Source organism: Cognatiyoonia sediminum, assembly GCF_900129845.1.
Lineage (GTDB): Bacteria > Pseudomonadota > Alphaproteobacteria > Rhodobacterales > Rhodobacteraceae > Cognatiyoonia > Cognatiyoonia sediminum.
Window position 1 is genome coordinate 1,622,165 of sequence record NZ_FQXB01000001.1, and the last position, 14,652, is coordinate 1,636,816.

The 14,652-nt window shown below is 51.6% G+C and carries 11 protein-coding genes, 1 tRNA gene and 2 pseudogenes; 10 read left to right on the plus strand and 4 right to left on the minus strand.

Annotated features, from left to right (window positions below; genetic code table 11):
- Positions 1-117: 117 nt before the first annotated feature.
- The 4 genes from BUA85_RS08110 (at position 118) to BUA85_RS08125 (ending at position 3,821) form a co-directional block, all read left to right on the plus strand.
- Positions 118-777 (plus strand): ABC transporter ATP-binding protein, encoded by a 660-nt coding sequence (locus BUA85_RS08110; RefSeq protein WP_072900304.1) that lies wholly within the window; start codon positions 118-120, stop codon positions 775-777.
- The gene (locus BUA85_RS08115; RefSeq protein ID WP_072900305.1) at positions 755-2,326 is read left to right on the plus strand and encodes a KpsE/RkpR family capsule polysaccharide export protein; all 1,572 of its coding nucleotides are present in this window, start codon (positions 755-757) and stop codon (positions 2,324-2,326) included. The genes BUA85_RS08110 and BUA85_RS08115 overlap by 23 nt, the downstream gene beginning before the upstream one ends.
- 64 nt (positions 2,327-2,390) lie before the next feature.
- The gene (locus BUA85_RS08120) at positions 2,391-3,683 is read left to right on the plus strand and encodes a mechanosensitive ion channel family protein (protein WP_072900306.1); all 1,293 of its coding nucleotides are present in this window, start codon (positions 2,391-2,393) and stop codon (positions 3,681-3,683) included.
- Between the two features lie 63 nt (positions 3,684-3,746).
- Positions 3,747-3,821, plus strand: a tRNA-Gln gene (locus BUA85_RS08125).
- Positions 3,822-3,946: 125 nt separating this feature from the next.
- Here BUA85_RS08125 and malG read toward each other — a convergent pair.
- Together malG and BUA85_RS16910 are read right to left on the minus strand one after the other, a co-directional pair.
- Positions 3,947-4,543 carry a maltose ABC transporter permease MalG gene (gene malG / locus BUA85_RS16905; RefSeq protein ID WP_278246398.1) on the minus strand — a complete coding sequence of 199 codons (597 nt, stop codon included), beginning with the start codon at positions 4,541-4,543 and terminating at the stop codon, positions 3,947-3,949.
- A gap of 36 nt (positions 4,544-4,579) precedes the next feature.
- Positions 4,580-4,837 (minus strand): ABC transporter permease, encoded by a 258-nt coding sequence (locus BUA85_RS16910; protein ID WP_242649013.1) that lies wholly within the window; start codon positions 4,835-4,837, stop codon positions 4,580-4,582.
- A 209-nt stretch (positions 4,838-5,046) separates the two neighbouring features.
- Between BUA85_RS16910 and BUA85_RS08145 the strand changes: the two are divergent.
- A pseudogene (locus tag BUA85_RS08145) lies at positions 5,047-6,398 on the plus strand (IS3 family transposase).
- 71 nt (positions 6,399-6,469) lie between these two features.
- Positions 6,470-6,919: pseudogene (locus BUA85_RS08150) on the plus strand (arginase family protein); the annotation flags it as partial.
- A gap of 220 nt (positions 6,920-7,139) precedes the next feature.
- Here BUA85_RS08150 and BUA85_RS08155 read toward each other — a convergent pair.
- Both BUA85_RS08155 and BUA85_RS08160 read right to left on the minus strand, forming a co-directional pair.
- Positions 7,140-7,913, minus strand: a complete 774-nt coding sequence (locus BUA85_RS08155; RefSeq protein WP_242649014.1) for a 3-keto-5-aminohexanoate cleavage protein — start codon at positions 7,911-7,913, stop codon at positions 7,140-7,142.
- Complete coding sequence (locus tag BUA85_RS08160) at positions 7,910-9,229, minus strand: aspartate aminotransferase family protein (RefSeq protein ID WP_072900310.1); 1,320 nt, start codon at positions 9,227-9,229, stop codon at positions 7,910-7,912. Before BUA85_RS08160 ends, BUA85_RS08155 begins: the two co-directional genes overlap by 4 nt.
- Before the next feature lie 112 nt (positions 9,230-9,341).
- Between BUA85_RS08160 and BUA85_RS08165 the strand changes: the two genes are divergently transcribed.
- The 4 genes from BUA85_RS08165 (at position 9,342) to BUA85_RS08180 (ending at position 14,380) form a co-directional block, all read left to right on the plus strand.
- Entirely contained in the window at positions 9,342-10,205 is an 864-nt protein-coding gene (locus BUA85_RS08165) for a MurR/RpiR family transcriptional regulator (RefSeq protein ID WP_072900311.1), read from the plus strand.
- A gap of 37 nt (positions 10,206-10,242) precedes the next feature.
- Positions 10,243-11,211: a TAXI family TRAP transporter solute-binding subunit gene (locus BUA85_RS08170; RefSeq protein WP_072900312.1), complete on the plus strand. Its 969-nt coding sequence runs from the start codon at positions 10,243-10,245 to the stop codon at positions 11,209-11,211.
- Between the two features lie 119 nt (positions 11,212-11,330).
- On the plus strand, positions 11,331-13,949 hold the full coding sequence (locus tag BUA85_RS08175) for a TRAP transporter permease (protein ID WP_072900313.1): 2,619 nt from the start codon (positions 11,331-11,333) through the stop codon (positions 13,947-13,949).
- Complete coding sequence (locus BUA85_RS08180; protein ID WP_072900314.1) at positions 13,946-14,380, plus strand: universal stress protein; 435 nt, start codon at positions 13,946-13,948, stop codon at positions 14,378-14,380. The genes BUA85_RS08175 and BUA85_RS08180 overlap by 4 nt, the downstream gene beginning before the upstream one ends.
- Positions 14,381-14,652 lie beyond the last annotated feature (272 nt).

The following is a 14,652-nucleotide window of genomic DNA, read 5'->3' on the forward strand; positions in this document are numbered from 1 at the left end:
TCTGTCTTTTATCAAAGAGTTAGTCCATAGTTGCGTCAAACAACACAGCCGAACAACGGCTGTTAACCCTTTTGTGTAATCAATACGGGAGGGTTCAGGCAAACGACGCAGGACCAAATGCTGGAATTTGAGAATGTCAGCAAGTCCTTTTGGACGGGCACACAGCGGAAGGTGATCCTTGACCGCGTGTCTTTCCGCGTCGAATTGGGGAATTCGCTTGGCATCCTGGCCCCGAACGGAACCGGCAAAACCACACTCATCAATATGATGGCTGGTCTGGAGAAGCCTGACGAAGGGAACATTTATCGCAACTGCAAGATTTCCTTTCCGCTTGGGTTCATGGGCGGTGTGATCAACAAACTTACGGGCATGGAAAACAGCCGTTATATCGCTCGTCTTTACGGTCTTGATCCCGACTATGTGGAGGCGTTTTGTAGATGGCTTTGCGGGATCGAAGAATACTTCGACATGCCCGTCGGCACCTACAGCCAAGGGATGCGGGCCCGTTTGACCTTTGCGCTGTTGTTGGCTTTGGACTTTGACATCTACCTGATCGACGAAGGCATGCCGCAAACGACTGACGTCGAATTTAACAAAAAGGCCGGCGACTTATTGCGCGAACGGCTAGAAACCACCACCATCATCATTGTGTCGCACCAGCCTGCTACGCTAGAACGGTTCGCTAAGAAGGCGGCGGTTCTAAAGGACGGCTATTTGCATATGTTCGACACCTTGGAAGAGGCGAAGCAGCTTTATGACTACCAAACCCAAGGCTAAAAAATTTCGCATTCGGCGCACCAAAACGGGTGCCGCGCAGAAGCCTGTCGAGCAGGAGGCCGCATCCGTAACGGAACAGGCCCAACCCGCTGAAAAGACAACTGTGGACATCCAAAAGGAGATCGACGCGATACGCCGTGAAGGGATCACCGGACGCCAACTGCGGGTCGCGCGACGATTGGCACAGAAAAAGGGCATGGCAGTCACATCCGACTTCGATGCTGTGCGTCAATTGCGCGAAGCCGGTCTGGATCCATTCGAGCGTGAAGCGCTCTTAGAGTTGGTTCAGCCAGACGGTACGACGGCATCTCAAAAAGCACCGTCTCAGCAACTCCCCCAAACCGTTCCTGCTGCAGGACAAAACCTTCCGTCTACACAGACGCTTTCCCCGTCTGAGCGCCGAAACGTTGAGATTACAACGATCCAAAAACAGATCGCTGCAAGGCGACGCAAAAAGCTCGCGCTGCTGTTCACGAGGCTTGCCTGTTTTGTTCTGCTCCCCACCGCTCTGGTCGGTTGGTATTTTTTCACAGTCGCAACACCCATGTATTCGACGAAGTCTGAATTTGTGATACAAACAGCGGATTCCGGCGCCGGTGCGGGCGGTCTTGGCGGACTGTTCCAAGGAACATCAATCGCTAATCAACAAGACAGCATTACGGTGCAATCCTACCTAACCTCTCGCGCAGCGATGTTGCGGCTTGACGAAGAGCATGGGTTCAAACAACATTTCAGTCAGGACAGGATTGATGCGATCCAAAGGCTGCCAGCGGATGCCTCAAACGAACAAGCATTTTCTGTTTATGCGGACAAGGTGAAGATAGGATACGACCCAACGGAAGGCATTCTTAAGATGGAGGTCATCGCTGCCGATCCCGAGACATCACAGCTCTTTTCAGAAGCATTGATTGGGTATGCGGAAGAGCAGGTTGATCAACTGACCCAACGCTTACGTGAGGACCAAATGAGCGGTGCGAGCGCAAGCTATGAAGCCGCAGAAGCTAGGCGCGCCGAAGCGCTGTCTGAATGGCTGGCCATCCAGCAAGAATTCGAAATCATTGATCCAGGCGCGGAAACCGCGGCACTCCTTGGCCAAATCAGCACGCTGGAAGCAGACCGACAGCGGTTGCAACTGACATTGCAAGAGCGCCTAAATGTGGCGCGCCCAAACGAGGCGCAGGTCTCTGCAATAAGAGGGCAAATCGCTAATATCGAAGGGCTGATCGCCGACATTCGCGCTCAAATGACCAATGCAAACAACAGCGAAAGCTCTCTCGCGTCTCGCAACACCGAACTGCGCTTGGCAGAAGAAAACTACACGTTCCAAACGATGTTGGTTCAGCAAGCGCTGACCCAAATGGAAACCGCGCAAATCGAAGCAAACCGCCAAGTAAGGTATTTGTCGCTAGGCGTCGAACCGGTTGCGCCGGATGAGGCGACATATCCTAAGGCGTTCCAGAATACGCTTCTGGCGTTCCTCATCTTTTCAGGCGTCTACTTGATGATTTCGCTCACCGCTTCGATCCTAAGAGAGCAAGTTTCTTCCTAGGCAGAAACAACCTTTGCAGCGGCTGGCTGAGTCACTAGGCTGCCGCTCAAAGACAGGTGATTTCATGCGTATTTTTATCTTCGCCCTTCTTACTTGGGCAGCCCTTTGCAATCCGAGTTTTTCGCAGACCGCCGACGGTCCGATCACGACTACGAACGTTGAACAACTCGACGCTGAGATTGCGATCCGGATACGGGAAATCCTTGGCGAATTGGGAAATTACGACGATGTAACTGTCGTGGTGAGCGATGGGGTCGTGACCTTTCGCGGGACGACAGCTTCGACGGCAGAAGCAACCGAACTGACCCCTCTCGCGAACCGCATCGAAGGCGTTGTTGCCGTTAAGAATGAAGTGACGGAAACTGCGGAACTGGTTCGCAGGCTCAACCCAACAGTTGAACGTTTCCAGTCCCGCTTGGATCAATTTATTGTTTTCTTGCCCTTGGCGCTTATTGCCTTCTGCGCCTTCGCTCTGGTCGTCTTTATCGGCTTCTTGATCGCGCGACTGCGCCAGCCTTGGGATCGGTTGGCGCCGAATGCTTTCATCGCAGATATCTATCGGCAGTTGGTGCGCATCTCATTTGTCATTTTCGGAGTCGTCATCGCCTTAGACATTATGAACGCCACGGCCCTTCTTGGGACGATCTTGGGCGCGGCAGGTATCATCGGTTTGGCTATTGGTTTCGCTGTCCGCGATACGGTTGAAAACTTCATCGCATCGGTCATGCTGTCGTTTCGCCAACCTTTCAGGCCGAACGACACTGTCGAAATCAACGGGGATCAGGGCAAGGTCATACGACTGACCAGCCGCGCAACGATCCTCTTATCCTTTGATGGCAACCACATTCGCATTCCGAACGCGACGGTTTTCAAAAGCCGGATCATTAACTTCAGCCAGAATGTCGAGCGGCGCTTCAAATTCTCGCTCTTGATCGATCGAAACTGCGACCTTGATCATGCACGAACATTGGTCACCGAAACTGTTCAAGGCTTACCATTTGTTGTGGAAACGCCCGCGGCACAATGTTGGATCGAAAACCTGCACACAACCGGCGCTGAGATTGTCGCTACAGGATGGATTAATCAGCATGAAACGTCCCTCTTGCGCGCGAAGGGCGAAGCGATGCGTCTGGTCAAACGTGCCCTACAAGAGGACCACATCGCTCTGGTCGATTCTTCCCAAGTGGTTGTTCTTCAGAATCAAAACGAACAGGAAGAACCTGCCAAATCTGCCGAACCTCAATCCGTTGCCGAGGTTGAGGCAATCGACGAACGAGCATTGGACGCCATGATCGAGTCTGAGCGCGTTGAGGAAGACGCAGAAAATCTACTTCGTGAGGACGCTCTAAAAGAATAACGCCGTTCACGCGATTCACCCCTTGATAAGGGGTGTTCTCTGACGTAGATAACGGCTCGCTGCTGGGATGTAGCCAAGTGGTAAGGCAACTGTTTTTGGTACAGTGTATCGTAGGTTCGAATCCTACCATCCCAGCCAGCTTCACCTTCTACTTTGTCAGTTTTTTCAGGTGTCAGTTAGGTCGCGCCGAAAATGGCTTTGTCAGCCCAGCAGATCCTGCTCAGTGACTTGAATTAATGGCCTTAATTTGCCAACACATTCGACTAACCCTTCACTGCCCCGTCCGACAGCCCACTGACCAGATATCTTTGCGCAATCAAGAACACGATTGTAATCGGTAGGCCGGACAAAATTGCGGCTGCTGCGAAATCGCCCCAGAGATACTGAAACTCATTGAGATAAAGTCTGCTGCCCACAGCAAGTGTCATCTTGTCTTCTGACCGGATCAGGACGGATGCGATGGGGTAGTCATTGATGAAGCCTATAAAGGCGAGCACGAAGACAACCGACATAATCGGTATAGCCAGAGGCCGGAAAATAAACCGGAAGGTCTGCCACGGTGTCGCTCCGTCAATCGCTGCGGCCTTGTCGAGTGAGGTGTCTATGCTGTCGAAATAACCTTTGATGGTCCATATGTGCAGCGTAACTCCTGCGAGATAGATCAGGATCAAAGCAACGTGCGAATTAAGGCCGAGGATTGGAGACACTTCTCCCAAAGCGTCGAAGATCGCATAGATGGCTACCAACGCGAGTGTCGTTGGGAACATTTGGATTAGGAATAGACCGTCCAGCATTCCCGATTTGCCTTTGATGCGTATTCGGCTGAACGCGTAGGCCGAAATCGTCGCTATGATGAGCACTCACAAACCAGCAATCAGGCCAATCTTGATGGAATTTCACATCCAAAGAAGGACTGGGTAGGGAGGTTCCACAACAGTTCCGTCCGCGCGCGTGTAGTCGAGGCCGAAAGCGAGATACCAATGTTCTAAAGTTGGGTTTTCCGGGATGATCGATCCAACAGCGAAGTTTCCTTCGCGGAATGAAATGGAGAGGATCACGACGAAAGGGAACAAGATCAGCGCAAGGAAACACAGCATGAAACCGTGCGCGAGGATCTTTTTGATTAGAAGATCGCGTGGGCGTTCGACAATCATCTTACACCTTCCATCGATAGGGCATTGGGAGCCACATCACAGAGCCCTCCCAGATCGTTTTTCGGCCGCCCGTCGCATCGCGATAAAATTCGCGTACGAAATCGCAGCGACAACAAGGAAGATCATGTCTAACGTCAGCGCTTGTGGGACAGATTTGATGTTTTCGTAACGGAGGATTTTTGGTTCATCGTAGCCTATATGGAGCGAAGATGAACAAGAAATCCGGAACATCGAAAGACGCGGCTGATAAGCTGGTCAAGAACATTCGCCGCAAGACCCGGCGTTTACATGCTACCGAAGAAAAGATCCGCATTGTATTGGCGGGCTTGCAGGGCGAGGAGAGCATTGCAGCGCTGTGCCGCCGCGAAGGGATCAGCGAGAGCCTGTATTATTCCTGGTCGAAGGAGTTTCTGGAAGCCGGCAAACAACGCCTGGCCGGTGACACGGCGCGACAGGCGACCAGTCCCGAGGTGAAGGAACTGCGATCTGAATCTGCGGCCTTGAAAGAAGTGGTTGCTGATCTGACGCTGGAAAACCGCCTGCTCAAAAAAAGCATACTCGGGGATGGGGAGTACGAGGAATGAGGTACCCTGGTTCAGAGAAGCTCGAGATCATTCGCACAGTGGAAGCGTCGCACCTGCCGACACGTCGAACCCTAGAAACGATCGGCATTTCCAGCACGACCTATTACCGTTGGTATGATCTGTGGTCGGAAGGTGGCGTCGATGCGCTGGAAGATACGGCCCCGTGTCCACGGTCTGTTTGGAACCGCATTCCGGATGAGACGCGAGAAGCCTTCATCGAGTTTGCCTTGGAGCACGAAGACCTGACGCCGCGCGAGTTGGCGGTGAAGTACACCGACGAGAAGCAGTATTTTATCTCGGAATCATCGGTTTACCGCATTCTGAAGGCGGAGGATCTGATCACCGCGCCCAGACACATTGTGATCAAGGCAGCCAATGAGTTCAAGGACAAGACCAGCCGAATAAACGAGCTTTGGTAGACCGACTTTACGTATCTCAAAGTCATCGGATGGGGGTGGTTCTATCTCAGCACAATCCTGGATGACTACAGCCGATACATCATCGCATGGAAGCTGTGCACCACGATGAAAGCCCAGGATGTGACCGACACGCTTGATCTGGCGTTGGCGGCTTCAGGGTGCGAAAGCGCTAATGTGTCAACCAAACCCAGGCTGCTGAGCGACAACGGGTCGTCATACATCGCTGGCGACCTTGCCGATTACCTTGAAGACAAGGGAATGGATCACGTTCGTGGGGCGCCGTTCCACCCACAAACCCAGGGCAAGATCGAACGCTGGCATCAGACCATGAAGAACCGCGTTTTGCTGGAGCACTACTTCCTGCCTGGCGATCTCGAAGCCCAGATCGAAGCCTTCGTCGAATACTACAACAACCACAGATACCATGAGAGCTTGGGCAACCTGACACCTGCCGATGTCTACTTCGGGCGGGCAGAACAAGTCTTGAAACACAGAGAGGAGATCAAACGAAAAACCATGACCATGCGGCGATTGCGCCACCAAACTGAAAACGCATAAACTCAAACAAAGATGAGCCAGAGCCTCCAATCACAAAACGCTCACCTGTCCCAAATTATCTGACGACGGACATCGAAGAAGGTCTGATTGATCCAAAGCGCTTCGTGCAAATTGGAATTCGAGGCACGGCCTACAACACAGAAGATATCGACTGGGGCTTGGAGCAAGGCGTCCGAATTATTCGCGTTGAGGAACTATTTGAGAGAGGTATCCCCGATGTGATGGCCGAGGCCCGCAAGATTGTCGGCGACCGCCCAACCTACTGTACCTACGACATCGATTTTGTTGATCCCACCTTCGCGCCTGGCACCGGCACGCCTGAGATTGGTGGCCCGAACAGTTTCCAAGCGCAGCAAGTGATACGTGAGCTCGACGGTGTTAACCTAGTAGGCGCAGATCTGGTCGAAGTGGCACCGCCTTTTGACAATGCTGGTGGTACGGCATGGCTGGGCGCATCACTTATTTTCGAATTGATCTGCGTTCTAACGCGATCAATTCAAGGAAAACCGGTAGTAAAATAGGGGCCGGTGCTTTCGAGCAAACCTAAACTTGGATCTGCTTTCCCAATATCTCATCTCCAGAACAATGCTGCTGCCCCTCTGCAAGAATGGAGGTACGTGCCAGCAGGAGTGTGCCTAGATCCATCTTGAAGCAATCAAAGTGGTGCAAACTGACACATTCAGTTGGTTGGAAGGGAATCCAGCGCGACCAAACCTTAAATCATTTGGCATTTCTCTGAGATCAAAGGATTGCCTCATCGATCGCACATCGAAAGTCCTCAACTTTTTCAGCGTTGAATTCTGCAACTTCGCCGCTTCTGAGGAAGAATGAGTTTTCAAATCCAATCCTACACTTACCGCCGTGGCGTTTCGACTCCATCAAACACTCCGTTTCTTTCTTCCCGAAAGCGCAAACCGCCCAATCCGGAGAAAGTTGTGCTGTGGATAGCCACCTTAAGAATGGTTTCAATTCGCTCGGGCTAGCTTCTTTGCTTTCGGAATATCGCCCCAGAACAAAGAGCAATTGGAGGCTAGAGGACGAAAAGAGCTTGTGTGGCAGTCTTTGCTGAAGCAGAGCGCAATCATTGGTGTCATATAGGATATGTTGAATCGCAATATCTTTTGCTTCGCACTCCAGATAGAATTCTGATGTTGCCTCAGGCGTAGCAGTCGATAGCTCACGTATTGATACAGAAACCATTTTTGCGCCCGAACCAAGCGCGATCTCCATCTGGAAATCCGGTGAATATCTATCGACCGCTTCTGTTGTTATTTGAACCTTCATTTCTGGGACCATAGTCTCCAATTCTCGTATGAGTTCGGCGTAAACATATCGGTCCAGTAGATGATTTCCTTGTTCGTCTCTGATATGAGCGTGCAGTCCATCAGCGCCTACAGCATTGCATGCAATGGCACATTCTACGGTTTCGGCGATGGTGATGGGAAGCGCTGGGTGGTCTCTTTTGTTGAAACGAGCACCATTTGGCGCGACCATTATCCTTGGTAGTGATTTCACAAAACGGCCTTCAGACTTTTTGAAAGTTTATCGACCAACTCATCTAATTGGAGTTCGGTGGCAATGAATGGTGGAGCGAGAAGGACGTGATCACCGTATTGACCATCGATAGTTCCGCTCATGGGGTAGCAAATCAAGCCGTTTTCCATGGCCTTTCTCTTGAGCCGCGCTGCCAATTGTTTTTCTGGGTCAAATGGTGCTTTGGTGTCTCGATCTGCAACAAATTCTAGACCTCTGAACATGCCCCGGCCGCGAATGTCGCCGACATGAGGATGTTGTCCGAAGGTGTCAAAGAGTGCTCTTTCCAGATATTGACCCATCTTGTCAGAACGAGCTGTCAAACCACCTTCTATAAGCTTCTTGACCACGGCGTTTGCTGCAGCGCATGCCACAGGGTGTCCCAAATAGGTATGGCCGTGCTGAAAGAAACCCGAACCCTCGGCGATTGCGTCATAGATATCTTGGCTGCACAACATTGCTCCGATTGGCTGATATCCGGCACCCAAGCCTTTGGCGATGGTCACAATGTCGGGCCGAACGCCATCCTGTTCACAAGCAAAAAACGTACCTGTACGGCCCATGCCGCACATGACTTCGTCCAATATGAGTAAAACTTCATACTTGTCGCAAATTTCTCTAATGCGCCGAAAGTAACCGGCGACCGGCGGAACTGCTCCGGCCGTCGCCCCAACCACAGGCTCGGCCAGAAAACCTATGACGTTTTCCGGACCTAATCGTAAAAGCTCCGCTTCAAGCTCGTTTGCAACACGATTTCCGTAGTCTTCAGCAGTCTCAACTGAAGTCCTATCTCGGTATTCATAGCAAGGTGCAATATGGCTGGCGGATACCATGATTGGGTCGAAAGGATCTCTACGCCAAATATTACCTCCTGTCCCCAACGCTCCTAAGGTGTTGCCATGATAACTTTGCCTACGCGCAATAAAACGTGTGCGCTGTGATTGGCCAATTTCTATCATGTATTGACGAGCAAGTTTGAGAGCCGCTTCGACTGCTTCCGATCCGCCCGAGACAAGATAAACCCGATCGATTCCTTCCGGCGCATGTAGAGCCAGCCGCGTTGCCAGTGCCTCTGCGGCTTCGGAGGTCATAAAGCCGGTGTGGGCAAAGTCGAGCGAATCAACTTGGTTCTTGATGGCTACAATGATGTCCGGATCGTTGTGCCCCAAGCAGGATACGGCTGCACCGCCTGACCCGTCGAGGTATGAATTCCCCTCTGAGTCAAATAGATAGACACCGTCCCCTCTTACAGCGACTGGTAGTTTTGCCTTTGCATGGCGTGGGAATACGTGGGTCATGTTAGGCGATCCGCAATCCTATGAGTCCGACGCCCTAGTGAAACAGATGGAACTCGTGTTGACAATGTGTGAAACAAAATGATCAGATTGCCTCATTACAAAGGGGAAAGATTTGAGCGCTACTTTCGATGATCGGCTTTCAGTAAGCTATTCCGACCTCAGCGCGACCCTACAACAGGCCGCAGATTTTGTGCGCGCCAATCCCGTCGATCTCGCCACTCGAACGCTTCGTAGCGTTTCTCGCGAGAGTGGGATATCGCCTGCAGCTTTTTCGAGGTTGGCAAGAGCCCTTGGCTACAGCGATCTTGAAGAACTACGCGAAGAAGTAAGAAAGAACATTGATAACCGAGTGAACAACTTTGCGGCTCGGGCTGCGAAACTGCAATCAGAACATCGATCCGGCGGATCAGATTTCGTGGATGCGCACTTTGAGGCATGCCAATCCAACCTTCACGAACTTGTTTCGACTCTCGACCGCGCGGTTCTCGACGTAGCAATTGCTCAGATCGAAAAAGCTCGCCGTGTGGTATTGCTTGGCGCCCTAGGTTCGACCGGTGTTGTCGAGTATCTTTCCTACATCGCGAGCTTTTGCGCAGACAATTGGACTATGGCGAGTCGCATGGGATCGTCGCTTGGCGGTGGAATAGCCGGTCTGGGTAATACAGACGTTATGATTATCGTGACAAAACCGCCTTTTGCAGAGCGCTCGATCGCCGCCGCTAAGCTTGCACAACAGCAAGGGGTTTACGTCGTTTTGATCACTGACACCTTGACCTGCCCTGCGCTAAAACACGCTTCAGCTCGTTTCATTGTGCCGACCCAAAGTCCCCACTTTTATTCATCGTATGTCGTGACTCTCTTTCTAGTGGAATGCCTGATCGGCGTCCTCGTCGGGCGTTCGGGATCGTCTGCCCGACGAAGGATCGCTGAAGTCGAAGAGGCAAATAAGGTCTTAGCAGAAGTCTGGGACCTCTAACTTTAACAAGAACATTTATATCAAAAGGGAGAAAAAGATGTTCGCAAAACTAAAGATAACAGCTGCCGCAGCAGTGACGACTGCAATGATGGTGCCTGCAGCATATGCGGAGGAATTCGTTACTATCGGCACCGGTGGCGTCACCGGCGTATATTACCCGACAGGTGGAGCGATTTGCCGCCTTGTCAATAAGGGGCGCCGTGACCATGGAGTACGTTGCTCAGTCGAGTCTACTGGCGGTTCCGTATACAACATCAATACTATCCGTGAAGGCGAGCTTGAGTTCGGAGTTGCACAGTCTGACTGGCAGTATCACGCGTACAATGGTTCGTCCCGGTTTGAAGAAGCTGGCCCATTCGAAGACCTCCGCGCAGTGTTCTCTGTTCATCCCGAGCCGTTCACAGTTGTTGCTCGTGCAGACGCCGGAATTTCCTCAATCGAGGATCTGGCCGGCAAACGTGTCAATATCGGAAACCCCGGTTCCGGGCAGCGAGGCACAATGGAAGTGCTCATGGAAGCACTTGGTTGGACCACTGACGACTTTGCACTTGCCACAGAGTTGAAAGCTGCTGAACAGTCTGCGGCGCTCTGTGACAACCAGATCGATGCAATGGTCTACACTGTCGGTCATCCGTCTGGCTCCATTCAAGAAGCTACGACTGCCTGTGACTCAGTGCTAGTTGAAGTTTCAGGTTCTGCAGTCGATGGTCTGGTAGAAGATAATTCCTTCTATCGCACGGCTACTATCCCTGGCGGCATGTATCGCGGAAACGACTCTGATACGATGACGTTTGGTGTTGGTGCAACATTCGTGACGTCTGCCAATGTGTCAGACGACGTCGTTTACACTCTTGTCAGTTCTGTTTTTGAGAACTTTGAAGACTTTACGGGCCTGCATCCTGCGTTCGCTAACCTGAAGCCAGAAGAAATGGTGGCAGATGGTCTTTCTGCGCCGCTGCACCCAGGTGCAGAGCGTTACTATCGTGAAAAGGGTTGGATCGAGTAATCGAAAACCTCAGCTAACTTAGGTCAGGGGCGGCTTCCGCCCCGACCGATAATCTTGCTGAATTTGCAAGACGTCAAGAACCAAGAATACCGGCGTCAAATGCCGGTCCGGGGGAACACATGTCGACAAATGAGATTCGTGCTCTTAGCGAAGCAGAGCTACAAGAACTGGTCGCAGCGAGCGATAGCGGAGCCAGAAGCCCAGCAGGGCCTGTCGGCGTATTTATCGCTGCGGTCGCATTGTCTTGGTCTATTTTTCAAGTACTTCTTGCTTCACCGGTCGCCCCCTATTTACTCCCCGGCGATCTGATCAACAACTCTCGCCAAATTCATCTAGCCTTTGCGATGTTCTTGGCAGCGATGACTTATCCCTTGTTCAAGTCGAGCCCACGCGACCATATACCTTTTTACGATTGGGCGCTCGGAATCGCAGGCGCTTTTCTCGCGCTATACGGCTATTTCTTCTATGACAAAATCGTAGCAAATGGCGGCCTAGCAGATACCACAGATGCTTATTTCGCGCTTGCTGGTCTAATCTTGCTATTTATCTCAGCCTATCGCGTCCTTGGACCCGTGATGGTTATCTTGGCGGTGGTTTTCCTTAGCTATGTCTTTTTTGGCTCTTCCGAAGCTGTTCCGGATCAAATCCGATGGGCGGGTGCGTCACTACGTAAGGCGATGAGCCACATGTGGATCACGTCCGAAGGCGTTTTTGGAATTGCGCTGGGTGTATCGACTAAGTTCGTATTCTTGTTCGTTCTGTTTGGCGCGCTTTTAGATAAAGCCGGAGCGGGAAACTATTTTATCAAAATGGCATTTGGCGCTCTTGGCCACCTTAGAGGAGGTCCGGCAAAAGCGGCCGTCGTGGGTTCTGCCGCGACGGGCCTTATTTCAGGTTCATCTATCGCAAACGTCGTTACAACGGGGACCTTCACCATCCCGTTGATGAAGCGCGTAGGTTTTAGTGCCGAGAAAGCAGGTTCGGTTGAGGTCGCGTCATCGGTCAACGGTCAAATCATGCCACCAGTCATGGGGGCCGCGGCCTTTCTCATGGTGGAGTACGTGGGCATCTCCTACGTCGAAGTGATCACCCACGCGTTTTTGCCAGCCATTATTAGCTATATCGCGTTGGTCTACATCGTCCATTTAGAGGCGGTCAAAAATAATATGCCAACGATCGGCAACAAGGTTGTCAATCTATTCCGAACAATTCTGGGGATGTTCGGATTTTTCGCAGGGTTTGCATTGTTGTGCTATGCCACGCAGTACCCAGTCAGTTGGATTGTATCACTATTTCCGGAAGGGTCTGGATGGTTGCTTTCTGTGCTACTCGGTCTGGTTTACGTCGCGCTCGTCTATTTTGCAGCACAGACCCCCGATCTTGAACCTGATGATCCAAACGCCGAAGTCGTAGAATTGCCTGACATCGCCAAGATCTATCGCTCTGGCTTGTATTATTTGCTGCCCATTATCTTATTGGTTTACTTCTTAATGATCGAGCGCAAGTCACCGGGTCTCTCGGCGTTCTGGGCAACCTTTCTGCTGTTTGGGATACTGCTCACTCAAAAGACACTCAAAGCGTTTTTCCGCGGCAAGGAAAACAGCATCAGCCGCCTCAAAGATGGATTAATCGACCTAAAAGATGGCATGATCGACGGCGCACGGAATATGATCGGAATTGCGCTTGCCACGGCGACTGCAGGCATAATTGTCGGTACGGTGTCTTTGACCGGAATTGGTCAAGTTATGGCGGACTTTGTCGAATTCCTCTCCGGCGGCAATTTGATCTTGATGTTGATCTTCGTCGCAATCCTCTCACTCATTTTGGGGATGGGGCTGCCGACAACCGCGAACTATATCGTGGTGTCATCGTTGATGGTTGGTGTGGTAGTGGAACTGGGAGCCCAAAGCGGGTTGATCGTCCCATTGATCGCTGTCCATCTGTTCGTATTTTACTTCGGTATTATGGCAGATGTTACGCCACCGGTTGGTCTCGCAAGTTTTGCTGCAGCAGCAGTTTCAGGTGGCGATGCTATCCGAACCGGTTTCACGGCATTCTTCTATAGTTTGCGAACAGTTGCCTTGCCGTTCGTCTTTATCTTTAACACCGATCTTCTTCTTATCGATGTTACTTGGACAGAGGGCATCATTGTCTTCATTGTTGCGACGATTGGTATTTTGATCTTTACCGCAGCAACGATGGGCTGGTTCCTGACGCGTAATCGCATTTGGGAAACGATAGCGATGCTCTTGATCGCCTTTGCTTTGTTCCGGCCGGGGTTCTTTATGAATCAGATTCAGCCGCCGTTTGAAGACATTGCACCGGCGGATTTTGTTGAGACGTTAGGCGCTGCGGAGCCAGGAAGCCAACTGCGCACAGTCATATCTGGGCCGGACTTCGACACTTTGGCAGTGAAAGACGTAACGGTTCCCCTGACGGTGCCCGAAGGAGATAGCGCTGAAGCGCGACTTGAGACATTGGGGATTATGCTTGTTCCGAATGGGGACATTCAGCAACTCGACGAACCTATGTTCGGTACGGAGTTGAGTGATACGCTTTCCTCATTCGACTTCTACGGCGACGACCCGGTTCAAATCAGTAGTGTTCAGGCTGCATCTGACCAAATGCCGAAACAACTGGTGTTCATCCCGGCATTACTATTGCTTGGCCTGATCGCGCTCTTGCAATCACGTCGCGCTGGACGAAGCCAAGCGGGCGAAGAAGGAGCACCGGCATGATCCAGACAGTCTTATGTGCCTTCGACCTCAATCGGCCGGAGGAAGAAACTGCAGTGTTGATAACCGCAAAGAAGCTTGCAGATCTCGACGGAGCACAGCTCGATGTAATTACGGTAGTTCCTGATTTTGGTGCGACAATTATTGGTGCATATTTTGAAGCACATGACGTTGAAACCGCGAAAGACAGGGCGCTTGAAGATCTGAGTGAAGCTGTCGGAAGGATCATTGGTGCAGAGGCCAACAAAAAAGCGCGACATATCGTTGCTGTCGGTTCGGTATATGAAGAGGTCTTGAGAGCTGCTGATTTGTCAAAAGCCGACCTTATCGTCATTGGAGCTCATAGACTTGACCTCAAAGACTATCTTCTCGGTCCGAATTCGGCCCGAGTCGTTCGTCATTCAACATGCTCCGTCTATGTGGTGAGAAGTTGACGTCGGGAGCCTCCGGTCGGCTTAAGGCCAATTTCGGTTCAATTTGGCAAATGTAACCTATCTGGGAAAAACTTGTAGCCACTCCATCTGGGCGGCGGGCCTATCTGTTGGAAACCATCTATCACGCAATCTGATCTATCGTGCTACATTTGGGTTGAGTGATCAGCCCCACTTAGGTGGTCCAGTTTGACTGTTAGTGCATTATTGGCCTGGGTTCCATCGGGACGATGGTTTCCGGGGCCGGTGGGCGGTAACCCAAGGCACTGTGTGGT